The sequence below is a fragment of the Dietzia timorensis genome (genome assembly GCF_001659785.1).
Taxonomy (GTDB): Bacteria; Actinomycetota; Actinomycetes; order Mycobacteriales; family Mycobacteriaceae; genus Dietzia; species Dietzia timorensis.
The window spans coordinates 3178377-3202184 of sequence record NZ_CP015961.1; the positions used below are offsets into that span (position 1 = coordinate 3178377).

Annotated in this window: 21 protein-coding genes; 13 read left to right on the plus strand and 8 right to left on the minus strand. The window is 66.7% G+C overall.

The annotated features are described in order from the left end of the window. The first annotated feature begins 28 nt into the window (after positions 1-28). The 5 genes from BJL86_RS14705 to BJL86_RS14725 all read left to right on the plus strand — a co-directional run bounded on the left by BJL86_RS14705 (position 29) and on the right by BJL86_RS14725 (position 6837). Positions 29-1477, plus strand: a complete 1449-nt coding sequence (locus BJL86_RS14705; RefSeq protein ID WP_067477361.1) for an alanine/glycine:cation symporter family protein — start codon at positions 29-31, stop codon at positions 1475-1477. A gap of 113 nt (positions 1478-1590) precedes the next feature. Then, positions 1591-3045: an alanine/glycine:cation symporter family protein gene (locus BJL86_RS14710; RefSeq protein WP_067477358.1), complete on the plus strand. Its 1455-nt coding sequence runs from the start codon at positions 1591-1593 to the stop codon at positions 3043-3045. Between the two features lie 26 nt (positions 3046-3071). Continuing rightward, positions 3072-3911: an MBL fold metallo-hydrolase gene (locus BJL86_RS14715; RefSeq protein ID WP_067477355.1), complete on the plus strand. Its 840-nt coding sequence runs from the start codon at positions 3072-3074 to the stop codon at positions 3909-3911. A gap of 208 nt (positions 3912-4119) precedes the next feature. Next, the gene (locus BJL86_RS14720) at positions 4120-5118 is read left to right on the plus strand and encodes an MTB12 C-terminal domain-containing protein (protein WP_067477352.1); all 999 of its coding nucleotides are present in this window, start codon (positions 4120-4122) and stop codon (positions 5116-5118) included. A 123-nt stretch (positions 5119-5241) separates the two neighbouring features. Beyond that, positions 5242-6837, plus strand: coding sequence for an AMP-binding protein (locus tag BJL86_RS14725; RefSeq protein WP_067477349.1), 1596 nt, complete (start codon positions 5242-5244; stop codon positions 6835-6837). A gap of 47 nt (positions 6838-6884) precedes the next feature. Here the strand turns inward: BJL86_RS14725 and BJL86_RS14730 are convergent, their stop codons facing one another. The 3 genes from BJL86_RS14730 to BJL86_RS14740 all read right to left on the minus strand — a co-directional run bounded on the left by BJL86_RS14730 (position 6885) and on the right by BJL86_RS14740 (position 9793). Further along, on the minus strand, positions 6885-7733 hold the full coding sequence (locus BJL86_RS14730; RefSeq protein ID WP_156515423.1) for a hypothetical protein: 849 nt from the start codon (positions 7731-7733) through the stop codon (positions 6885-6887). Positions 7734-7737: 4 nt separating this feature from the next. After that, positions 7738-8250 (minus strand): nuclear transport factor 2 family protein, encoded by a 513-nt coding sequence (locus BJL86_RS14735; protein ID WP_067477343.1) that lies wholly within the window; start codon positions 8248-8250, stop codon positions 7738-7740. Positions 8251-8368: 118 nt separating this feature from the next. After that, positions 8369-9793, minus strand: a complete 1425-nt coding sequence (locus BJL86_RS14740; protein ID WP_067477340.1) for a metallophosphoesterase — start codon at positions 9791-9793, stop codon at positions 8369-8371. A gap of 128 nt (positions 9794-9921) precedes the next feature. Between BJL86_RS14740 and BJL86_RS14745 the strand changes: the two genes are divergently transcribed. Beyond that, complete coding sequence (locus tag BJL86_RS14745; protein WP_067477337.1) at positions 9922-10323, plus strand: PPOX class F420-dependent oxidoreductase; 402 nt, start codon at positions 9922-9924, stop codon at positions 10321-10323. Positions 10324-10342: 19 nt separating this feature from the next. Here BJL86_RS14745 and BJL86_RS14750 read toward each other — a convergent pair whose 3' ends face one another. Together BJL86_RS14750 and cycA are read right to left on the minus strand one after the other, a co-directional pair. Continuing rightward, on the minus strand, positions 10343-10804 hold the full coding sequence (locus BJL86_RS14750) for an SRPBCC family protein (RefSeq protein ID WP_067477334.1): 462 nt from the start codon (positions 10802-10804) through the stop codon (positions 10343-10345). A 62-nt stretch (positions 10805-10866) separates the two neighbouring features. Further along, complete coding sequence (gene cycA / locus BJL86_RS14755) at positions 10867-12351, minus strand: D-serine/D-alanine/glycine transporter (RefSeq protein ID WP_257787272.1); 1485 nt, start codon at positions 12349-12351, stop codon at positions 10867-10869. Between the two features lie 161 nt (positions 12352-12512). Here cycA and BJL86_RS14760 point away from each other — a divergent pair, with 161 nt between their 5' ends. Further along, entirely contained in the window at positions 12513-13187 is a 675-nt protein-coding gene (locus BJL86_RS14760; protein WP_231887283.1) for a superoxide dismutase family protein, read from the plus strand. Between the two features lie 73 nt (positions 13188-13260). Then, complete coding sequence (locus BJL86_RS14765; RefSeq protein WP_067477331.1) at positions 13261-13896, plus strand: DUF1707 SHOCT-like domain-containing protein; 636 nt, start codon at positions 13261-13263, stop codon at positions 13894-13896. Between the two features lie 49 nt (positions 13897-13945). Here the strand turns inward: BJL86_RS14765 and BJL86_RS14770 are convergent, their stop codons facing one another. Genes BJL86_RS14770 through BJL86_RS14780 form a run of 3 tightly spaced genes read right to left on the minus strand, consistent with a single transcriptional unit; the run spans position 13946 to position 15430 of the window. Continuing rightward, the gene (locus BJL86_RS14770) at positions 13946-14260 is read right to left on the minus strand and encodes an antibiotic biosynthesis monooxygenase family protein (protein WP_067477328.1); all 315 of its coding nucleotides are present in this window, start codon (positions 14258-14260) and stop codon (positions 13946-13948) included. 43 nt (positions 14261-14303) lie between these two features. Then, a complete protein-coding gene (locus BJL86_RS14775; protein ID WP_075845067.1) occupies positions 14304-14960 on the minus strand; it encodes a hypothetical protein in 657 nt (218 codons plus the stop codon). After that, positions 14957-15430 (minus strand): DUF4442 domain-containing protein, encoded by a 474-nt coding sequence (locus BJL86_RS14780; protein WP_067478233.1) that lies wholly within the window; start codon positions 15428-15430, stop codon positions 14957-14959. Before BJL86_RS14780 ends, BJL86_RS14775 begins: the two co-directional genes overlap by 4 nt. Positions 15431-15866: 436 nt before the next feature. On the opposite strand from BJL86_RS14780, the gene BJL86_RS14785 reads away from it, so the two are divergent. From BJL86_RS14785 to BJL86_RS14805, 5 genes are all read left to right on the plus strand, one after another. Further along, on the plus strand, positions 15867-17438 hold the full coding sequence (locus tag BJL86_RS14785) for a cytochrome ubiquinol oxidase subunit I (RefSeq protein ID WP_067478230.1): 1572 nt from the start codon (positions 15867-15869) through the stop codon (positions 17436-17438). An 8-nt stretch (positions 17439-17446) separates the two neighbouring features. Next, positions 17447-18490, plus strand: a complete 1044-nt coding sequence (gene cydB, locus BJL86_RS14790; protein WP_082908736.1) for a cytochrome d ubiquinol oxidase subunit II — start codon at positions 17447-17449, stop codon at positions 18488-18490. After that, the gene (locus BJL86_RS14795) at positions 18487-20064 is read left to right on the plus strand and encodes an ABC transporter ATP-binding protein/permease (RefSeq protein ID WP_232228997.1); all 1578 of its coding nucleotides are present in this window, start codon (positions 18487-18489) and stop codon (positions 20062-20064) included. Before cydB ends, BJL86_RS14795 begins: the two co-directional genes overlap by 4 nt. Further along, entirely contained in the window at positions 20051-21754 is a 1704-nt protein-coding gene (gene cydC, locus BJL86_RS14800; RefSeq protein WP_075845068.1) for a thiol reductant ABC exporter subunit CydC, read from the plus strand. Before BJL86_RS14795 ends, cydC begins: the two co-directional genes overlap by 14 nt. A gap of 175 nt (positions 21755-21929) precedes the next feature. Further along, positions 21930-23768 (plus strand): acyl-CoA dehydrogenase, encoded by a 1839-nt coding sequence (locus BJL86_RS14805; protein ID WP_067478719.1) that lies wholly within the window; start codon positions 21930-21932, stop codon positions 23766-23768. The last annotated feature ends 40 nt before the right edge of the window (positions 23769-23808 follow it).

Consider the following 23808-nt stretch of genomic DNA (forward strand, 5'->3'; position numbering starts at 1 on the left):
GGGCCGGTGCCCATTTACAGTTGTGCCCATGGATGCGATCACCGATGCCGTCACCAATATCAATGACTACTACTGGTATTTCGTCATCGCGATCTTGTGTATCGCCGGTGTGTGGTTCACGGTGTGGACGAGGGCGGTGCAGATCCGCCTCATCCCGGAGATGTTCCGTTCGATTACCGAGTCGCCCTCGGAGATCGAGAAAGGCAAGCAGGGAATCTCCGCCTTCCGAGCCTTCACGGTCTCGGCCGCTTCCCGCGTGGGTTCGGCCAACGTCGCCGGCGTGGCCGTGGCCATTACCGTCGGCGGCCCGGGCGCGGTGTTCTGGATGTGGCTGCTCGCAATCCTCGGCGGCGCCACATCATTTGTAGAGTCCTCCTTGGGCCAGTTGTACAAGGTCCGCAAACGTGATTCCTATGTCGGCGGCCCGGCGTACTACATCCGCGATGCGCTCGGCTGGAAATGGGTCGCCATCGCCTTTGCCGTGATCATCACGATCACCTACGGCTTCGTGTTCAACGCCGTGCAGGCCAACTCGATCGCGCAGTCGCTCAACAACCAGTTCGAGATCGAGGGCACCGGCCCGATGGTGATCATCGGAATCATCCTCGCGCTGCTCACCGCTGCGGTGATCTTCGGCGGCATCCGCCGCCTGTCGGCGGTCACCGAGATCATGGTGCCCATCATGGCGTTCGCCTATGTTGCCGTGGCGCTCGTCGTGGTCGCGCTCAACATCTCCGAGGTACCGGGAGTGTTCTGGCTGATCGTCGGGCACGCCCTCGGTTTCAAGGAAATCGCCGGAGCCGCGATCGGCGCGGCGATCATGCAGGGCATCCGCCGCGGCCTGTTCTCCAACGAGGCCGGCATGGGTTCGGTGCCGAACGCTGCCGCGACGGCCTCGGTGTCCCACCCGGTCAAGCAGGGCCTCGTCCAGTCGCTCGGCGTCTACTTCGACACGCTGCTCGTGTGCTCGGCGACCGCGTTCATCATCCTGCTCTCGGACCCGTCGTACGGCGGGGACCCGGAAGGCATCTCCCTCACGCAGAACGCACTCGCCGCGCAGGTCGGCGACTGGGCGATCCCATTCCTCACCATCGTGATCTTCTTCCTCGCCTTCTCCTCGATCCTCGGTAACTCCTACTACGGCGAGTCCAACATCAACTTCCTCCGGGAGAGCAAGCTGGCGCTCACAATCTTCCGGGTGCTCGTCTGTGTCGCCGTCATCGGCGGCGCGATCGGCAGTATCGACCTCGTGTGGAGCCTCGCCGACCTGTTCATGGCGTTCATGGCGACGATCAACCTCATCGCACTCATCCCCCTGGCAAGGATCGCGATGAAGCTGATGAAGAACTACACCGACCAGAAGAAGCAGGGCCTCGACCCCGTCTTCAGCCGCGACGACATCCCCGAGGCGAAGAACGTCTCCGAATGGGACGGCTCGGATCCGCTCACGGTGAGGCAGCCCGCCGAGGGCAGCTAAACCGCCCAGAGAGCCGCGCTCCTCCGCCGTCATACCGCAATGACGCGGTGTCGGGCGAAGCTGGGACGGCGATAAACGCCCGCGAAACGGGTAGTGGCCCTACGCTGTTGCGCATGGAAACTCTTGCGACGGCCGTCGAGACGATCAACGAGAACTATTGGTATTTCGTGATCGCGCTGCTGTGCCTGGCCGGGATGTGGTTCACGATTCGCACCGGCGCGATGCAGATCCGGTGGCTGCCGGAGATGTTCCGGACGATTACCGAAAAGCCCTCGGACATCTCCGAGGGGAAAAAGGGGATCTCCGCGTTTCGCGCGTTCACGATCTCCGCCGCGGCGCGGGTGGGCTCGGCGAACGTCGCCGGCGTTGCCATCGCCATCACCGTTGGCGGGCCCGGCTCGGTGTTCTGGATGTGGGTGCTCGCGATCCTCGGCGGCGCGACCTCCTTTATCGAGTCCGCACTCGCGCAGCTGTACAAGGTGCGCCGGCGCGACTCCTATGTCGGCGGGCCCGCCTACTACATGCGTGACGGGCTCGGCTGGAAAAAGGTCGCGGTCTGCTTCGCGGTGATCGTGACCGTGACCTACGGCTTCATCTTCCCCACGGTGCAGGCCAATTCGATCGCCGCGTCGATCGATACGCAGTTCTCGTTCGAGGGTCGCGCGCCGATGTTCGCCATCGGGGTTGTTCTCGCGCTGCTGACGGCGGCGGTCGTGTTCGGCGGGGTGCGGCGGCTGTCGTCGGTCACCGAGATCATGGTGCCGATCATGGCGGTCGGTTATGTCGCGGTCGCGCTGTTCGTGGTGGCGATCAACATCGGCGAGGTGCCGGGGATGGTCGGGCTAATCGTCGGACACGCGCTCGGGTTCAAGGAAGTTGCCGGGGCCGCGCTCGGTGCCGCGTTTATGCAGGGTGTGCGGCGCGGGCTCTTCTCGAACGAAGCCGGAATGGGCTCGATCCCGAACGCCGCGGCCACGGCCTCGGTATCCCACCCGGCGAAGCAGGGGCTCGTCCAGTCTCTCGGCGTGTATCTCGACACCCTGGTCGTGTGCTCGGCGACCGCATTCATCATCCTGCTGTCGAACCCGGAGTACGGCGGCGAGGCCGAGGGCATCTCGCTCACGCAGAACGCACTCGCCGGGCAGGTCGGCGACTGGGCGATCCCGTTCCTCATCGTCACAATCTTCTTCCTCGCGTTTTCCTCGATTCTCGGCAGCGCATACATCGGGGAGGTCAACGTCCGGTTCATCCGCGAATCCGACGTGTGGGTCAACGTCTTTCGCGCCATCGTCTGCGTCATGGTCGTGATCGGCACCGTGAGCAGCCTCGAGCTGGTGTGGAACCTCGCCGACCTGTTCATGGGCGTGATGGCGACGATCAACCTCATCGCACTCATCCCGCTGGCGAAGATCGGGCTGCGACTGATGAACAATTACGGCGCGCAGCGCAAGCAGAGGCTCGAGCCGGTATTCAGCCGCGAGGACATCCCGGAGGCCAGGGGCGTCTCGGCGTGGGACGGTACCGACCCGATCACCGTGCGCACACCCGATCCGGAAGTGAAGGCCTAGCGTCCGGGTGTAATCTGCACTGCACCATGGACAATGACTTCGGCGCGGCAACCACAATCCAGTGCGCCACGTGCGGCGTGGAGCGCGTTGGCGATGCACTCCCCGACGTGTGCCCGATCTGTGCGGACGAGCGACAGTTCGTTCCGCCCCGCGGGCAGGAATGGACGAGCCCCGAGCGCGCGGGGGCGAACGGCGCCTCCCTCGAGATCGTCGAGTTCGAACCGCGCGTGCTCGGCATTCGGCAACATCGCTGCCCCGGGATCGGCCAGGTACCAATCCTGCTCCAGACGGACGCCGGCAACGTGCTCCTCGAAGCACCCAACTATTTCGATGACGCCGTGCATGCCGAGATTTCCCGGCTCGGCGGGGTCGAGGCGATCGTGCCCTCGCATCCGCACATGTACGGCCTCCAGTCGGTGTGGTCCCGCGCGTTCGGCGGCGCTCCGGTGTTCATTTCCGCTGCCGACGAAGAGTGGCTCGGGGTGCGCCCGGAGAACACAGTGATCTGGGACGGGGAGACTGAGATCCTGCCCGGGGTCCGGGCGTCACAGCCCGGCGGACACTTCCCCGGCAGCAACGTAGTCCACTGGACCGCACCGGACGGCGCCGGGGTCCTCTTCGCCGGCGACACCATCGGCCCCGTCCGCGACACCGGTTGGGTGACGTTCATGCGGTCCTACCCCAACTGGATCCCACTGTCCGCGGCGGTCGTGCGGCGCATCGCCGAGCACGTGTCGCGGTACGAATTCGACAGGCTCTACGGGAACTTCGGCGGCTCGGTGCTTTCCGATGCCTCGGGCGCGGTGCGTCGTTCGGCCGACCGATATGCGGCGTGGGTCTCGGGAGTTTACGACGATCTCACCTAAGTTTCGTTAGGAAAATCTGCGGCTCTCCGCCGTCATATACAAACCTCGTTTTACTTTCCCAGGTGGTGACTGGGAACGCGCCAAGCACCATTCAGGGTGGCGGAGAGGTAAATTCCGGTGTTCATTTCGGACCGTTAGCATGAGGCCGCGCTGTGAAAGGCGTACGACGATTCGCCCCAATGAGACGACCGACCGCAAAGGATATTCCGTGCGCGATAGCTCCAGCCCGTCCGACAGTTCTGAGACCATCACGGTGACCAAGCGCTCGGCGATGCTCGCGTTCGGTGCCGGAATTCTGGCGATTGCGCTGGTGGCTGGCGTGGCCATTGCGGCGCTCGTGCGCACGACCGACGACCCGCAGCCGAAGAACACGGCAGCAGAGGCGTCGGAGACATCCCGAGCCGAGGAGCCCGGCAAGGGCAAGAAGGACGAGAAGAAGAAAGACGACAAGGGCGACAAAACCACGGATTCCGACAAGGACAAGCGCGAGGACAAGGACGGGGCCAAGTCCAAGGACAGCAAGAAAGACTCGGACAAGACGAGCGATTCGAGCAAGAAGAAGATCGCCGCGACGTCGACGGCGAAGCCGTACTCCTCCGGAGGCTCGTCGAAGGGTGGCTCGTCCAGCAGCGGCTCCTCGAAGGGCAGCGGTTCGTCCAAGAGCGATAAGTCCTCGAAGAAGTTGTCCAGCAGCCCCAGCTCGGAAAAGTCCTCGAACTCGTCGAGGACGTCGGAGAACACGTCGTCGAGCGCGGCTCCGAGCACCTCCGACGCCACGACTTCGCCCGAGACGCCGCCGACCGACGGCGATACGACGCCCTCCACGGACGTGCCCGCCGAGGGGTTCACCGTGACCTCGGCCGAGCCGACGGTAGAGGAGCTCGATTCGCTCGTGCAGTTCCTCGTCACGACCGACGCCTCCGACGAGGCGAAGGCACAATCGTTGGAAAACGGCATGCTCGGCGTAGGCATTCCGCAGTTTCTCGCCGGGCTAGGCGTGGGCGACGACCCGCAGGGCGAAGCACGGGTCGTCGGACCGCTCGAACGCTCCGGCGATTCCATCACCGCGACACTGGAGTACACGGCCGAGGGGCAGACGCGTCTGAGCACCCCGGTGGTGTTCACCAACTCCGGCGGCGTGTGGAAGCTGTCGGCGACGTCGGTCTGCGCCGCAGCCGAGGGCTCCGGCGCACCGGTGGGTTGCTGACCGCCGCAACCCGCTCCCCCTGTGCGGGTGGACCTTTCGAACTTCGCTGAAATCCTCCGGACATTGAATATGATCTAGCTCACAGCGTTATGTGTTCTAGCGCCCCGTTCTCCGGAGGGAACCATGGCCGAAACCATGCGGGATCTTTTGCTTTCCCACCACGACTCGGACCGGCCCGCGATCAAGTTCGACGACGAGGTCATTACGTGGCGCGAGTTCGTCGTCGGCTCCAAGCGGCGCGCGAGCGCGATTCACGCTCTGCTGAACGACGACCGCCCGCGGCACGTCGGCACGCTGCTCGACAACGTTCCCGAGATCATGTTCGCGCTCGCCGCGGGAGCACTCGGGGGCTACGTGACCGCAGGGATCAACACGACGCGGCGTGGTGAGGGGCTTGCGCGCGATATCCGGACCGCCGACTGCCAGATTCTACTCACCGACGGCCGCTACGCGCCGCTGTTGGAAGGGCTCGACCTCGGGGACGTACGCATCATCAACGTCGCCTCCGACGAATGGGACGACCTGGTGGCGGACGCGACTCCGCCGTCATTCTTCCCAGAGCGAGGCGCCCGGGATCCGTTCATGTTGATATTCACCTCGGGGACGTCCGGCAACCCCAAGGCCGTCCGAGTGGCGAACTCGACGGTGGTGATGAGCGGTTCGATGCTCGCCGATTCGCATGGGCTTACCGCGCGGGATGTGTTCTATCTGTCGATGCCCACGTTTCATTCCAACGCGATCCTGGGTGGTGTCGGCCCCGCGTGGGTCACCGGCGGCACGATGGTGCTGGCGCGGCGGTTCAGCGCATCGCGGTTCCTACCCGACGTGCGCCGATACGGCGTGACGTACATGAATTACGTGGGCAAACCGCTCGCATACATCCTCGACACTCCCGCACAGCCCGACGATGCGGAGAACACGCTGCGGCTGGCGTTCGGCAACGAGGCGGCGTCGAAGGACATTCCGGCGTTCGCCGAGCGTTTCGGGTGCAAGGTCTCGGATGCCTATGGCTCTACAGAATTAGCGATCATCGTGGTGCGTACCGAGAATTCGCCGCTTCAATCGATCGGCGAACCCTTCCCCGGGGTGGCGGTCTTCGATCCGTTTACCGGCACGGAGTGTCCGCGCGCGGAGTATGACGACAGCGGCGCGATCACAAACCTCGACGAATGTATAGGTGAGCTGGTCAATACCGAGGGAGCCGGATTCTTCTCCGGCTACTACAACAATCCCGACGCCACGAACGAGCGCCTGCGGGACGGAAAGTACTGGTCGGGCGACCTCGCCTACCGTGACGCCGACGGCTACATCTTCATGGCCGGCAGGACGGGCGACTGGTTGCGGGTCGACGGCGAGAACATGGCGACCGGGATTATCGAGGAGATCATCTTGCGCCATCCGGCGGTGTCGCGGGCGGCGGTGTATTCGCTGCCGGATCCGCGGGGTGTCGGGGACCAGATCGTCGCCGCGCTCGTCCCGCGGCACGACGCCCACCTCACCCCGGAAGGGTTCCAGGCATTTCTCGAGCGGCAGGACGACCTGTCGCCGAAAGCGTGGCCGCGCTGGGTTCGGCTCGCCGAAACCCTACCGATGACGGCGACGAACAAGATCCTCAAGCGGGAGCTGCAATCCGAGGGCCTCGAGACGCGCGACGAGCTGTGGGAACGGGCCGAGCACGGGCACGAGTATTCGACCACGAGCCCCGGGGTTCCGGCGTAGGGCGCACACATTATCGGGGGGGTGAATGGCCGCAGAACCGTCAGTCGTTATTGCCCGCCGGCACGCATCGCGGCCCACGACTCCTCCGGCACGAGATCGACGACCTTCACGAAATCATCAAGAGATTCATCGGACTCCGAATGCATCCAATGCCCAGCGTCCTTCAAACTGCGGTACTCCGACACCACATCGTCAAAAGCGTCCCGGCCATACAGCGTTGCCAACAGCAAAGCCGCCCCACGAAACTGAAACTGCTGTATATCCAGCGGCGGGCGTACCCCGAGCCGGGGTTCCAACGCACACGCCCGAAGACTCTCACGCGACTGAGCAACTAAGTCAGCGGCCCGATCAAACTCACGAACACCAGGAACAAAGTACTGATCAAACAACTCGGTCGTAAGACCGAAGTACGGGCGGGACCCTTTTTTGACCTTTTCATTGAGTAGTCTCAACTCTTCGATCTTCAGACTATCTGTACCCCGCCCTAAGACCTCGACCAGCCTGGCATACACCTCGGACGGCAACACGTGTTCTAGGAACGATTCCTCAAGGCGCAGACTCGGCCACAACACCATAGTCGCGCCCGCCCTCTTACCAGTATCAATAAACAACCTGAGCTCACAAATACAGCCAGGAAGGCGATCAAAAGAACGGCTCCAGACTGTCATCTCTACGCCGTCATAACTAGCCACCTTGAGATAGCCAGCTTCAACGAACTGCTCGTCCGCATACTTGACCATTTGGCGGCCAGTTAGCTTCATTTTGTTGACCTTCCCGATCCAGCTAGGAATTCCTTCAGCGAAATGCCCGTCGATGTCTTTTGCAAACGCCTTGTCCGATTTTTCTGGGGTCCGCTTCCTCCAATGGTCTACCTGTGATCGATGGTCGGCGGACACGGCATTAGGAGCCTTCGGCCAGTGCGGCACCGGGAGTGAGTGAGAAGTCAAGCCCCTTGAGCGACATCGTCGCCTCGTAGGTGCGCTCGTAGCCGGTCTCGGCAATCTTCCATCCTTCGGCGGTGAGCCGGTAGCGGTCGGAGTAGATTGCCGCGCCGATGAGCATGAAGTCGAACTCGGCCACGATGACCCGGTCGTGGAGGTACCAGGTGCCGCGGGCTCCGTAGCCGTCCGCGTCGATGTCGATCTCGGGGTGAGTCGCGGCGTGCTCGGTGATCACCCCGCGACCGCCCATCGCCTCGCGCAGGTAGCCGACCAGCGATTCGCGGTCCGAGAATCGCAGGGCGGTGCCGTCGGGCGCGGTGCCGTAGTCGCCGCGCACGTCTTCGGTGAGGGTGTCGGCGAAATCCTCCCAGGCCTTCGTGTCGAGCGCGCGGAGGTACCGATACTTAAGCCGCTCAATTTCGTAGACGTCGCCGCTGTGTTCGCGCGCGGTTGAGTTTGCCGGGTCGGACATGGCCGCTCCTTCTTTCGCCGGGGTGTGCGCCGATCCTAGGTGGCACCCGATACCCACAAGGCATTTCGGCGATCGGCGTTCCGCCCGCTGAATCCCAGCCGCCCGCGCGCGGCGACGCTCAACGCAGGCCCGAGAAGTCCCGGTGCGCGACGTGGTTACGGTCGGCGAGCGTGCCGAGGAGGTACTCGGGGACGAGCCCGAAGTAGGTGTGGCGCGAGCGGGCAATCCAGCGCAGCGCGAGCGGCGAGGCCACGCGGTGGAGGTTGACCATATAACCGCCCTCGTACAGCGTGATCAAGGTGTAGTTCCCCGGGTACGACACGACGACGCCGGCTTCGAGGTACTCGGTCGGTGCGCGGCTATCGTCCGGCCGGACATCGGCGGGTCCGCGCCGGGTGCGGTGCGTGTGGCCGGACATGTGCAGGAAGGAACCCGGGGTGCGCGCGAGGGCCCCCTGTAGGCGCATCGCGTCGGCGTCATCCAGCACAAACGGCGGCCCGGTGAAGTTGCTCCATTGGGCGTCTCGCGTAACCGGATGGTGGGTGAGCGACAGCGTCGGCTGGTCCGGATTCTCGGCGAGCACGCGGTCGAGCTCGTCGAACTGCGCGGGGTCGATGAGGCCGCCAGAGGAATCTACATGTGTCGAGTCGAGCCCGACGACGCGCAGCCCGCCGACGTCGGTCGACCACATCGTCTGCCGCGGCGTGAACAGCTGGCCCCAGCAGTCGAAGTGCTCGTTGCCGTACGGCGCGCACGAGGAGTACTCGGCGCCGCGGTGGGGGCGATCGTGGTTCCCGCGCGTGGCCCACCAATTGCGCCCCTTTTCGCCGAAGCCGTCGAGCAGCTCGCGTGCCCTGGCGACCTCCGCCGGGCGCGCCTCCGCGGTGAGGTCGCCGTTGCAGAATAGCTCGGTGACGCCCGCGCGGCCGAGCTCCGCGAGCATCCCCGACAGCATGACGTCGGCGTACGGAGGCAGCCCGGGCTCCTGCGAGGCGCCCGGCGGGAAATCGCCGACGATGAGTCCTGACTTCTCCTCGCCGATGTGGATGTCGTTGGCCACGGCGATCGTGCGGATCTTCCTGCCCGGCGGTGGGACGAGCGTGCGCACGACGCCGGTGCGCTCGGGCGAACCGGGGAGGTTCGTGACGACGTGGTTCCCGATCGCGCGGACGCCGGCCGAGCGCGCCTCGAAGCGGTACGCGCGGCCCGGTTCCAGGCCGTCGACGATCACGTGGTGCATCGCCACCGGGGTCTCGTCGAAGTGGACCTGCTGCAGCGGCGCGCGGCTGTCGGCCGGTCCGAGCAGCAGCTCGGTATCTGCCTCCACGGGGCCGCCGCTCAGCGCGTAGGTCGTCCAGCTCAGGGCGATGGAGGTGTCGGTCACCGTCATCACCTCGAGGTCTAGCGCGGCGAGGTTATCGCGGGCCGAGGAGCCGGTCTGCGCCGCGGCGACGCGTCCTGTTCCCGCCGCGAACGCGCCGACGGCGAGGGTCGCGGTGCCCGCCGTCATAAATGATCTTCGGGAATACGTCGATGCCGCCATGGCGTTAACGTATCCAGCCCCGGAAACGAGCGGGAAAAGTTGCCGGGTCAGGCAGGTAAACGCGCGACGAACCCGCAATCGCCCGGCGTACGCTGGGCGGCACCGATCCCCGAACTAGGAGACATCCCATGGCCGAGACGCCCTCGACTCAGCAGTTCGAATTTCTGGCCAAACCGAATCCGTCGGTGATGGCGACGCTCCGCAAGGACGGCACGCCCGTGACCGTGGCGACGTGGTACCTCCTCGAAGGCGACCGCATCCGCTTCAACCTCGACGCCAGCCGCGTCCGCCTGCAGCACCTCAAGCGCGATCCGCGCGTCTCGCTCACCGTGCTCGCCGATGGCGACTGGTACTCGCACGTCTCCATCCAGGGCCGCGTCGTCGAGATCGCCGACGACCCCGAGCTCGAAGGCATCGACAAAATCTCGCGCCACTACACGGGCAACCCGTACCCGGTGCGGGACCAGCCACGCGTCGACGTGTGGATCTCGATCGACAAGGTCCACGGCTGGGGCGCGACCGCGAAGTAACCCTCGCGCGGTGGCCGGATCAGCGTTCGGCCACCGCCGCGAGCCGGTCGATGGACCTTTCGAGCCACTCCGAAGTGGTGGCCGCCGCTCGCTCCATGCGTGCAGTGTCCGTCAGGTCGGTCCAGTCGTAGGTATGGATGACGTCGCACGTCCCATCCCCCAGGTCGGCGATTTCCCAGCGCCATAGGTGGCCGGGCGCGGGCTCGCCGGGCACGCTCGGCCGCCACGCGATGAGCTCGCCCTCGGCGAACTCGACGGCTTCGTTGGCACGGTCCACGCCCTTGGTGATCGTCATGGTGAACACGTCGCCGACGGAGCGGACCCGCTGTCCTTCCGCTGCCTCGGCGAGGTTGTCGTTTCCGTCCCAATCGGGCTGCTTGGCCGGATCGGCGATCAGCTCGAAGATCCTTGCCGCAGGCGCCGATATCGTCCGCTTCGCCCGAACGATTCGATCGGCACCGTCCTGCGAATCCGCTGCCATGTCGCACCCTCTCTCTGTCCTCGTCGCCCCCACAGCATTCCACTCCTGGGGCGCGTGCGGGATCAGAACTCGCTACGGCCTTCGCGAAAGGCGCGGATGCGGGACTGCTGCACCGGCGTGCGCCGCAGGAGGAGCCACGCGATCGCGAGGACGACGAACCAGATCGGCGTGAAGAGGAGCGCGTGCAGGGTGTCGTCCTTCTGCGTAAGCGCCCAGATGAGGAACGCGAAGAACGCGATGACGACCCAGCACATGACGATCCCGCCGGGCATTTTGAACTTCGAGGCCGCGTGGCGCTCGGGGAACTTTCGCCGGTAGGCCATGTAGCTCGCAAGGATCATGGTCCACACGAACATGAAGCACAGCGAGGACACGGTGGTGACGATGGTGAACGCGTCGATAATCGAGTCGCCGACCATCACCATCACCACCCCGGTGAGCAGGAAGACCCCGGACAGGTAGAGCGCGTTCGCGGGAACGCGGCGCGAGGACAGGCGCGCGAACCATGAGGGCGCGTCGCTGTGCCACGACAGCCCGTACACCATTCGCGAGGTCGAGTAGATCCCCGAGTTCGCCGAGGACGCGGCCGAGGTGAGCACGACGAAGTTGATCACCGAGGCGGCGATCCCGAAGCCGGCGAGCGAGAACATCGCGACGAAGGGACTGTTGTCGGGGGAGATCTCGCGCCACGGCGTCACCGCGAGGATGACGAGCAGCGCGACGACATAGAACAACGCGACGCGCACGGGGATCGCGTTGATCGCCTTGGGCAGCGTCTTTTCCGGGTCCTTCGTCTCGGCCGCGGCGGTGCCGACGAGCTCAATGCCGACGAACGCGAACGACGCGATCTGGAAGCCGGCGACGAAGCCCATGAACCCGGTGGGGAACATGCCGCCGTCGTTCCACAGGTTCGCGAACTGCGCCTGCGCGCCGTTCGGCGCCGAGAAGTGCGAGAACACCATGACCAGGCCGACGACGATAAGCGCGGCGATCGCGACGATTTTCACCATCGCGAACCAGAACTCGGTCTCGCCGAACGCCTTGACCGTGACGAGGTTGAGCCCGATGAGCACGGCGACAGTGGCCAGCGCGGGGATCCACAAAGGCAGGTCCGGCCACCAGAACGTGGTGTACCCGGCGATGGCGACGACGTCGGCGATGCCGGTGACGATCCAACAGAACCAGTACGTCCACCCGGTGAAGAAGCCCGCCCACGGCCCGAGAAGGTCGCCGGCGAAATCGGCGAAGGAATGATAATTCGTGTTCGACAGGAGCAGCTCACCCATCGCGCGCATCACGAAGAACAGCATCCCGCCGATGATCATGTACACGAACAGCACGGACGGCCCGGCGAGAGAAATGGTTTTGCCCGAGCCCATGAACAGCCCGGTCCCGATGGCACCGCCGATCGCGATGAGCTGAATGTGCCGGTTCGCGAGCTGCCGCGACAGCCCGTTCGTTTCCTGCTCCGATGCGTTCCCGGCAGCGGGTCCGCCCGCCTTCTCGACGTCCCCGTCAGGTGAATTCGGTCCCACCTCAGCTGCCACACTGCCTCCTTCGTCGCGGACGGGCATACCCTACGCCCGGCCACATTTCGCCTGTGCAATCACCCCTGGTCGCCGTCCGTCCCTTCTGTACCGCGCGCGCGTGGTGTAGGGCTGGAGTGGAGGGGCGAACGCCCCGGAACGCCCGATCCCAAGGAGTCGACGTGCGCACAACCGCCAACGAAATCCGACGACACACCGCAAGCCGCCTCGCCCTCGGCATCGGGGCCGTAGCCCTTCTCGGCCTCGCCGCATGCGGTTCGGATGACGCCGGAGATACGTCCTCCCCGAGCGACGCCGAGTCCACCGCAAGCGCAGAACAGGCAGGCCAGGCGGCCGGCTCCGACGCGGAGCCGGCCGCGACCGCGCGCGTACAGAACGAGGCAGGCGACGAGCTGGGTACGGTGTCGTTCACCGAAGTCGATGGCGCCACCGAGGTGACCGCCTCCCTCGAAGGACTCGATCCCGGTTTCTACGGGTTCCACATCCACGACACCGGGGAGTGCGAGCCGCACGGCACGGACGAGGACGGCGAGCACTCCGCATTCCACTCGGCGGGCTCGCACCTCAATCCGGACGACGCCGAGCACCCCGACCACGCCGGGGACATGCCTCCGCTGCTGGTCATGGAGAACGGCAAGGCCGAGACCTCATTCCAGACCGACCGATTCACACCCGAAGACCTCGGCGCGGGCGAGGGCACCGCGGTGATGATCCACGCCGGCCCGGACAACTTCGCGCACATCCCCGACCGTTACGCGCCGGCGCCCGACGAGGATTCGTTGAGCACCGGCGATGCCGGGGACCGCGTCGGCTGCGGGGTCGTCGGCGCCGCGTAATCGCCTGGCCCCGGTGCCGCTAGGCTTGGGTCAGGACTGCACACGTACGCCGGACCCGGGGAGTGGGACACAAATGGCCGCCGACGACAGCGAGAACCTGCGCCTGAGCGACGACGAGCGCCTCCACGCGCTCAACGCGCTCGGCGAGCATTATGCGACCGGGCGCATCGACATGTCCGAGTTCGAGGAGCTTTCGGGCCGCGCCGCCGACGCGCGCCGGGTCCGCGAGCTCGACGACCTGTTCACCGGACTTCCCGGCGGAGTTCCGCTCGAAGTAACAGGTGGTGCGCTGGTCAAGCGCGACATCGCGGTGCCCGCCACACCGGAGGCACCCGCTTCCGACGGCAAGGCAAAGCCCGGCAAGGACCTCGAGCCCGCCTCGGACGAGGCGGAGCTGGAATCGCTGCGCAAGCGCGGGGAGCTCGTCGAATCGCTCGACTGGATCATCATCGGCGTCACCCTCGTCGCGTTCCTCATCCTGCAGCTCGCGCTCGACTGGAGTTACGCCTGGGTCGTGTGGCCCTCGCTCATCGTCACGCTGTCGGTGCCACGGATGATCCTCAAGTACTCCGACGAGGACGAGTTGATCTACGACGAGTTCAAGTACGACGAGGTGTTTTCGGACGAGAAAGTCGAAAGCCGCAAGGAGCGGCTCCGGAAGGCCGCGAACCGGATCAACGAACTGGAAAACAAGCGCGAGGCCGAGTAACCGCCACCTCCGACGTCATGGGGAAACCGCCGCGTTAGTCGGCGAACCCCTAAGTGCCGGAAATGCCGGTTTCGCCCGCTACAAATGTAAAGTGCTCCATCACCGGTTTGGGCTCGTAGAAGTGGTGGAGCAGCTCGCGCCAGGCGGTAAAGGCCTCGGAGCCGCGGAAGCCCTCGGTGTGGTCCTCGATCGTCTCCCACTGCACGAGCAACAGGTATTCGTTCGGTACCTCGACCTTGCGGCGCAGTTCAACGGAAATGCAGCCGGGCGAACCGGCGATAAGGCTCTTCGCCTGCTCGAATGCCGCCTCGAACTCCTCTTCCCTACCGGGGATCACGGGCAGCGTGCCGCTTTCGAGAACCATGTCGCTCCTTGTCGTCGGTGGCCCTATCGGGACGCCTGCGAGATTACCGGCGTTTGCCGCCGCGCAGCGGCAGCGCGTGCGAGGGCAGCCCGCGCAGCTGCTTACCGAGCTCCTCCGTGGCCAGACCCATGGCCTCGAGCTTCGCGATCACCGCATCGAGATGGCGCTCGGGCACGTCGAGCTCGACCATCACCGCCTCGTCCGAGCTGAGCATCCCGCCGGTCTGCATTCGCACCCGTGGGCCCTCGCCTGCGGCGTCGCCGTCCGCCGCGAAGTGGGTCTCGCTTTCGCCCGCCGCGCCGGGCCGAGGGGCCTCGCCACGGGCGGCCTCGGCCTGCGCGCGCAACTCCTTCGGCGACAACTTCATGTTCGTCCGCTCAGGACCCAGCGGCCCGTTGACCACGTGCAGCACGTTGGCCTCGGAGTTCTCGGCCAACTCCCACATGGCTCGGATGACGTCGGACAACGCCACTCGCGTGTCGCCCGCGCGCGCGGCCAGCGCCGCCACCCTCTCGGCGAGCAGCCACCCGCGGGCCGGGGCATTGCGCACCTCGTGGGCGACGACGGTCACCGCGCTCCCGGTGGTCCTCGCGGCCTGGCGCAGCGGGGACGGAGTGCGCTTCTCGCGGCGCTCGATGTCCCCGGCCGTCACGGACGGGTCCGCGGGCGGGCCGGTATCCGGGCGAGGAGCCTTACTCACTTGCGCCTCTTCACCCGCAGCACATGTTCCGCTTCGACGATGGCGCGCCCTTTGGTGTCGTACAGCGTGGCGAGGTGGCGCATGTCCACCCCGGACGCCGTCTGCAACTGTTCCATCACGTGGTCGGCCTCGGAGCGCGGAACCTCGACCGTGCACGACATGCGGCCGCGTCCCGGACGCAGGAAGCGGACGGTTGCCTCCTTCGTGGCGACGGAGAACCCTCCGCCGAGTTGACCGGCGAGCATCGTGCCGTAGAGAACGTCGGTCGCCGAGAACAGTGCGCCGCCGAACGCGGTGCCGTTGTGATTCGCGTTCCACGGATACACGTGCATCGAGAGCTCTCCGCGAGTCCAGTCCGGCGAGATCGAGGTGACCCTGATGCCCGCGCCGAGCAGCGGCGGGTAGATCCGCGCGAGCATCTGGAACGCGCGCGGCTGGCCCAGCATTCGGTGCAATGGTGTCGTTGCCATGGTTATCAGTATGGACCCGCGGGCCGGCCAGAAGAACCCCGACAGGCGCCCCGGCGGCGGATCTACCCGCCCGGTCGCCGCGCCCGAGGTCACCCCGAAAGCGGTGTCACCACCCCCGAAGCGGTCATGTTCAACCCGCATACTTAATTTGGCACTGCGTGTCATATCAACGATATTCCCGGTCGACGACCAGCGCATACACCGTGTTCGTTCCGTCACCTGTCGGTTTCGCGGTGGCCGCGGTTACATTCGCGGCAACACCGTCCGTTGCCGCCGAAATCCGGCCCGTCGAACGAGGGCGTATTCGACTCTTCGAGGGCCTAGGGTAAATCGTGACAGCGCTTAGGCGGGACCGCCGGTACGGCCCGGATGGCCACCCGGCGCGCCACTGTGGCCGCCCGTCCCCGTGCGCCGTGCGAAGGGATTGGCTCCGCCCATGGACCTAGTCGATATCTCCCGGTGGCAATTCGGTATCACCACCGTCTACCACTTCATTTTTGTTCCGCTCACCATCGGCCTCGCCCCGATCGTCGCGTTCATGCAGACCATGTGGGTCGTCACCGACAACCCGCGCTGGTACCGGGCGACGAGATTCTTCGGGACCGTCTTTCTCGTCAACTTCGCGATGGGTGTGGTCACGGGCATCGTGCAGGAATTCCAGTTCGGGATGAACTGGTCGGAATTCTCCCGCACGGTCGGCGATGTCTTCGGCGGGCCGCTCGCGCTCGAGGGTCTCGCCGCGTTCTTCCTCGAATCGACGTTCCTCGGCCTGTGGATCTTCGGCTGGACCAGACTGCCCCGCTGGCTGCATCTCACGTGCATCTGGATCGTCGCGGTCGCGGTCAACCTCTCTGCATACTTCATCATCGTCGCGAACTCGTTCATGCAGCATCCAGTCGGTGCCGAATGGAATCCCGAGACCGGGCGCGCCGAGCTCGTCGACTTCGGGGCACTGCTCACCAACAACACCGCACTCGCCGCGTTCCCCCACGCCGTAGCCGGCTCGTTCCTCACTGCGGGAACCTTCGTCCTCGGCGTCGCGTGTTGGTCGATGGTCCGCGAGGCCCGTCGCGCGGCGCAGGCCGGCGAGGGCTCCCACGACGCCCGCACCTCCGCGCACCGACCGGCGCTGCTCGTCGGCATCGTCACCGTGGTGATCGCGAGCTTCGGCCTCTTCTTCACCGGGGACACGCAGGCGAAGCTCATGTTCCAGCAGCAGCCGATGAAGATGGCCTCGGCCGAGTCGCTGTGCCACACCGAGACCGATCCGATGTTCTCCGTCCTCACCGTCGGGACGCACAATAATTGCGATTCGGTGATGCACCTCATCGAGGTTCCGTTCGTGCTGCCATTCCTCGCGGAGGGCAAGTTCAGCGGCGTCACCCTCGAAGGGGTACAGGACCTGCAAGCGAAATCGCAGGAAATGTACGGGCCCGGTAACTACGCGCCCAACCTGTTCGTCACCTATTGGTCCTTCCGCGCAATGATCGGCCTCATGGCGTTCTCGTTCCTCCTCGCGGTCGTCGCGTGGTGGTTCACCCGAAAAGGCCGCATCCCGACGGGCCGGCGGGGCACGTGGCTGTCCACGCTCGCGCTCGTGTCCCTGCCGATGCCGTTCCTCGCGAACTCCGCGGGCTGGATCTTCACCGAGATGGGCCGCCAACCGTGGGTGGTGCACCCCAACCCGGAATCGCGTGGCGACCCGCGAACCGAGCAGATCCGCCTGCTCGTGGACATGGGCGTCTCCGACCACGCCACGTGGACGGTGTGGACGACGCTCATCGGCTTCACCCTGGTGTACGGCGCGCTGTTCGTCGTGTGGTTCTGGCTCATCCGCAAGACGGTGCTCGCCGGCCCACCAACGTCGGACGGCCCCGCCGATGACGGCGGAGGATACGGCTCGCCGGCGGACGCGGATTCGGGTGCCTCCGACTCGGCCGAGGCGCCCGTGTCCTTCACCTCGAGCGGCACGTCCGCTGCCGACGATCGAAAGGACGAGGGGCGATGATTTTCGGAATCGAACTCGAAGTGTTGTGGTTCGTCCTCGTCGCGGTGCTGTTCGCCGGGTATTTCCTGCTCGAGGGCTTTGACTTCGGCATCGGCATGCTGCTGCCGATCCTCGGCAAGGACGAGCGTCGCCGTTCGGCGATCATCACGACCATCGGGCCCGTGTGGGACGGCAACGAGGTGTGGCTCATCGTCGCCGGTGGCGCCATGTTCGCCGCGTTCCCCGAGTGGTACGCGACGATGTTCTCGGGCCTGTACCTCGGGCTGTTCGGCATCATTCTCGCGCTCATCTTCCGCGCGGTCGCGCTCGAATGGCGGTCGAAGGTCAACACCGACCGCTGGCGCCGCTGGTGCGACGCCGGGATCATCGCCGGCTCGGTGGCGACGCCGCTGATCTGGGGCATCGCTATCTCGTCGATGCTCGCAGGTTTGCCGCTCGACTCCGAGCAACGGCTGTCCTCGGGCGCCGGGACGCTTGTGCACTTCGTCCACCCGTACTCGCTGCTCGGCGGCGTCGCGTTCACGCTTGTGTTCCTGCTCCACGGGCTCGCGTTCCTGCGGCTCAAGACCACGGGAACGCTTCGCGAGGAGGCGGCGCGTCTCACCCCGATCGTCGGCGGCCTCGCCGCGGTGGCGGGCGCGGCGTTCGTGCTGTGGACGCAAATCGCCCACGGGAAGGATTGGACGTGGGCCGTCGCGGCACTCGCGCTCGTCGGGGTCCTCGGCGGCATCGCCGCGCTCGCCGGGCACCGCGATGGGATCGCGTTCACCGCCACATCGATTGCGACCCTCGCCGTCACCGCACTGATCTTCGGGTCGATGTACCCGAATCTCATGCCCAGCTCGGTCGACCCCGCGTTCTCGCTGACCATCCACAACGGAGCCTCGAGCGAGTACACTCTCACGATCCTCACGTGGACCGCCGCCGTGATCACCCCGCTTGTCATCCTGTACCAAGGGTGGACGTACTGGGTGTTCAGCAAGCGGATCTCGGCCGACCCGGTAGCGCTCGGAGCGCCCGCGAGCACCGAGGGTTCCCCGGAGAAGGCATGACAACGCCGGCGGCTCCCGACGCGGTCGTCCCGAAGTTGTCGAGGGCGCCGATCGATCCGCGGCTGCTCGCGCTGTCGCGGCCCGCGCGACGCTGGATCGCACTCGCCGCCGTGCTCGCGGCCGCGCGCACCCTCAGTGTCGTCGCGTTCGGCCTCGCCATCGGCTGGATCGGTGCGACGACACTCGACCCGGGCGCGGACACCCCGAGCGCCGGGCGCATCCTCGCCGTGCTCGCCATCCCCGGGCTGGCGCAGATCGCGACCGCCTGGGCCGAGCGCCGCAGCGCACATCTCGCCGCAGCCGGCATCATCGCGGACCTGCGCTCGCAGGCCACCACCGAGCTCGCCGCGATGGACGTGCGCACCCGCGCCGCGTCCTCCACCCGTTCGCGCACCGCGCTCACCGAGGGGCTCGACGGCATCGGGCCGTACCTCGGTTCCTTCCTGCCCGTTCTCGCCTCTACATTTATCGCGATCCCGTCGATCCTGGTGGTCATCGGCATTCTCGACCTCACCTCGGCGATCACCGCCGCGGTAACCCTGCCGCTCATCCCGATCTTCATGATCCTCATCGGCAAGCTCACCGAGGGGCGCACCTCGGCGCGCCTTCGCGGGCTCGCGGTGCTCAACGAGCAGATGCTCGATCTCATCGCCGGCTTGCCCACGCTGCGCGCGTTCCGCCGCACCCACACCCCGGTCTCCGAGCTCGGCCGCCTCGGCGAATCCCACCGCTCGTCGACGATGCGCGTGCTGCGCATCGCGTTCCTCTCCGGCGCCGTGCTCGAATTCTTCGCCACCCTGTCGGTCGCGCTCGTCGCCGTCGGCATCGGCCTGCGGCTGGTCACCGGCAGCCTCGACCTGTTCGCCGGCCTCACCGTTCTCGTCATCATCGGCGAACTCTACGTCCCGCTCCGCGCTCTCGGCGCCGCCTACCACTCGGCCCGCGAGGGCGCCGAGGGCGCCGCAGAGGTCCTTGCCCTCCTCGACCCCGCTTCCGCTGCCCGTGCGCGCTCCACCGAACCACCGGATGACGTCGCACCTTCCGCCCCCTTCGAGATCGTGTTCTCCTCGCTCGCGGTCCCCTCTCGCGGTGGCGCGGCGCCCACCGGGCTCACCGCCCGCGCCGGTGCCGGCACGCTCACCGTGCTTGCGGGCCCCAACGGTTCGGGCAAGTCCACGGCACTGCTCGCGGCGCTCGGCCTCGTCCGCGACGGCGTCTCCGGCACCGCGGAGGTCCACGATCGCGATGGACGGGCCGCGTCGGGCGACGCGCTGTACTCGCAGGTGGCGTGGCTGCCGCAGGCGCCGGCTCCCGAGCGCACGGTGAACTCCGCGTCGCGCGTGTCCACGGGTCAGCAGCGCCTCGCCGATCTCGATGCCGAGCTCGACCGCCGACGCCCGGTCCTCCTACTCGACGAACCGACCGCACATCTCGACGATCACCACGCCCGCGAGGTCGTTCGCCGCCTTCGAGAAGCGGCCGCCGACGGGCGCACGGTCCTGGCCACCAGCCACGACGACCGCCTGTTGGCGGCGGCGTCCGACGTCATCGAGGTGCCTTATGAGCACCGCTGAGCGCACGACCGACCGGAGCGCCCCGACCGGCGGTATCCGGGCCGAGCTGCGCGAGCTCTCGGACATCACCGGGGTGCGGGCGCGTTCGCTCGTCCCGCCGGTGGCCGCCGCGTCGCTCACGCTCATCGCCTCGCTGACGCTCACCGTGGTCTCGGCGTGGCTCATCATGCGGGCGTGGCAGATGCCACCGGTGCTCGAGCTCACGGTCGCGGTGACGGCGGTGCGCGCGCTCGGCATCTCGCGCGCGGTGCTGCGGTACCTCGACCGGCTCGTCGGCCACGATGTCGCGCTACGTGCCGTCTCACGCACGCGCGTCCGCATCTATTCCGGCCTCGCCGGGCTGCCTCCTGCGCGGCTGTCGCGGCTGGGGCGCGGCTCTCTTCTCGCGCGCGCCGGCGCCGACGTCGACGCGATCGGCGATGCCATCGTGCGCGTGGCGATCCCTGTCGGAGTGGCCGCCGTAACCTCCGCCGCGGCGGTCGGCTTCCTGGCGCTACTCTCCCCCGCCGCCGCTGCCGTGCTCGCATGCGGGCTGGCTGTGTCCGGGGTACTTGCGCCGTGGCTCACCGCTCGCTCGGTCGCCCGGGTCGACAAGGAGCGGGCGTCCGCGACCGAGGAGTGGTCCGCCGCGCTCGACTCGATCCTCGCCGACCAGGGCACGATGCGGGTGCGCGGGGAAACCGGCGCGGCTCTCGCCCGCGCCGAGCGCGCCGCAGGAGCGCTCGCGCGGGCGGAAGGCCTCGGCGCGACCGGCGCCGCCGGCGGATCCGCCGCTTCCGTGGGCGGGCGGATCGCCTCTGCGATCCTCATCGCGGTGCTCGCCGTGAGCGCCGCCGGCAGCCATTCGCCCGAGTGGGTCGGCGTCCTCTTGCTCCTTCCGCTCGCCGCATTCGAAGCCGTCGACGCGTTGCCCGCGGCGGCCACGGCGTGGGTGCGCTCACGGGGCGCCGTGCGCCGGATCCGCGAGATCGGGACGGCCGGCGAGAACGGCGAGTCCGGCGTCATACACGGTGGTTCTGCCGCGCAGCCCGGACTCCCCGACCTTGTGCTCGAAGACCTGGAATGGGGCTGGCCGTCCACCGGTGCGCTGGGGACGCGCTCCGAACGCATCGCGGGCGGGGACCGGCGCACGCTCGTCGCGCCCAACGGCGCCGGCAAGACCACGCTGCTGCTCACGCTCGCCGGCCTGTTGCCTGCAATGGGTGGGCGGGTACTCGTCGGCGCGCGCGAAGTCGCCGGAGCGACACCCGACATCGTGTTCACCGCCTCCGACGCGCACGTGTTCTCCACGACCGTGCGCGATAATCTCGCGCTCGGCGCGCCCGAAGCGAGCGACGAGCAGATGCACGAGGTGCTGGACGCGGTCGGGCTCGGCGACTGGGCACACGGACTGGACGCCGGGCTGTCGACGGTGCTCACCGGAGGCGGGTCCGTTCTCTCGGGTGGGCAGCGGCGCCGACTTCTACTCGCGCGGGCGCTGCTCACCGACGCGCCGATACTGCTACTCGACGAACCGACCGAGCACCTGGATACCGAGGGAAGGGCGCAGATACTCGCGCTTCTCGACGGGCGCGAGCTGCCCGGGGCGCGCGGATCCCGCACCGTGATATCGGTGCGCCACGATCCGGACGCGTGGGCGGAGATCGACGATGGCGGCTTCGACGGCACCGATGGCCATGCACAATCGTGAGGAATCCCTCAACAATGCAGGTAGATAGGGGTTTTTGAGGTCTCCCTCATTTTCGCTTCCCGCGCGGGGTCGGACTAGAGTTTCCCCTTGGTAAGGAGTTGCTCCGGCCTCGTGAGCCCATAGGGCCTCGGCGGGGAGCAGCCCACGTGAACAGACCAGGAGTGAGACTTCCGACATGGGTCATTACAAGAGCAACGTCCGCGACCTCGAATTCAACCTCTTCGAGGTCCTCGGCATCAACGAGTCCCTGGACGCCGGTGAGTTCGGCGACCTCGACACCGACACCGCCAAGGCCATCCTCCACGAGATCGCCACCCTCGCCGAAGGGCCGATCGCCGAGTCGTTCGCCTCCGCCGACCGCAACCCGCCGGTCTTCGATCCGGAGTCGCACACCGTGTCGATCCCCGAGGACTTCAAGAAGTCGCAGGCCGCGTACATGGACAGCGGTTTCTGGTCGATGGGCCTGCCCGAGGCTCTCGGCGGCACGCCGGCTCCGAGCGCGCTCGGTTGGGCGCGCGGCGAGCTGATCCTCGGCGCCAACCCGGCCGTGTTCATGTACGCCGCGGGACCGGCGTTCGCCGCGGTCGCCTACGAGAACTCCAGCGATGACACCCAGCGTCGCCGCGCGGAGCTCGCCGTCGAGCGCGGCTGGGGCGCCACCATGGTGCTCACCGAGCCGGATGCCGGTTCGGACGTCGGCGCGGGCCGCACCAAGGCGATCAAGCAGGACGACGGCTCGTGGCACATCGAGGGCGTCAAGCGCTTCATCACCTCCGCCGACTCCGATGACATGTTCGAGAACGTCATCCACCTCGTCCTCGCGCGCCCCGAGGGCGCTGGACCGGGCACCAAGGGCCTGTCCCTGTTCTACGTGCCGAAGTTCCACTTCGACGAGCAGACCGGCGAGCTCGGCGAGCGCAATGGCGCGTTTGTCACCAACGTCGAGCACAAGATGGGCCTCAAGGTTTCGGCCACGTGCGAGCTCACCTTCGGTGGCCACGGGGTTCCGGCCAAGGGCTGGCTCATCGGCGACGACCTCAACCTCGGCATCCGGCAGATGTTCGACGTCATCGAGCACGCACGCATGATGGTCGGCACCAAGGCCATCGCGACCCTGTCCACCGGCTACCTCAATGCGCTCGAGTACGCCAAGGAGCGCGTGCAGGGCGGCGACCTCACGCAGATGACGGATAAGACCGCCCCGCGCGTGACCATCACCCACCACCCGGACGTTCGCCGCGCGCTCATGCGTCAGAAGGCGTTCGCCGAGGGCTTGCGTTCGGTGTACATGTACACCGCCGCACATCAGAACCCCGAGACCGCCGCGCGCGTCTCCGGCGCCGACGAGGGCCTCGCGTTCCGCGTCAACGATCTGCTGCTCCCGATCGTCAAGGGTGTCGGCTCCGAGCGCGCCTACGAGGTGCTCACCGAGTCGCTGCAGACCTTCGGCGGTTCGGGCTTCCTGCAGGACTACCCGCTGGAGCAGTACATCCGCGACGCCAAGATCGACTCGCTCTACGAGGGCACCACGGCGATCCAGGCGCAGGACTTCTTCTTCCGCAAGATCGCCCGCGATCAAGGCAAAGCGCTCGGCCATCTGTCGTCGAAGATGAAGGAGTTCATCGACAACGACAAGGTCGGCGGCAAGCTCGACGGCGAGCGCAAGATCCTCGCCGAGGCGATCGAGGCCTACGAGGCGATCATCGGTAAGGCAATCGAGTACGCGATGGGCGCCTCCGAGGAGCCGACCAATCTCTACAAGATCGGCCTCGTCTCCGTGCGCGTGCTCATGGCGTTCGGCGATCTCATGATGGCGTGGCGACTGCTCGTCGGCGCCGAGGTCGCGCTCGCGGCGGTCGAGAACGCCTCGGGTGAGGACAAGGCGTTCTACACCGGCAAGATCGAGGCGGCCAAGTGGTTCACCCGTAACGAGCTTCCGGCGATCCACCAGGTCAAGAACCTCGTCGACGATGTCGACCTCGGCATCATGGAGATGGACGAAGCCGCGTTCTGATCTCACTCCGGCGGCCTGTTCCGCCGGATCCGCCCCGCAC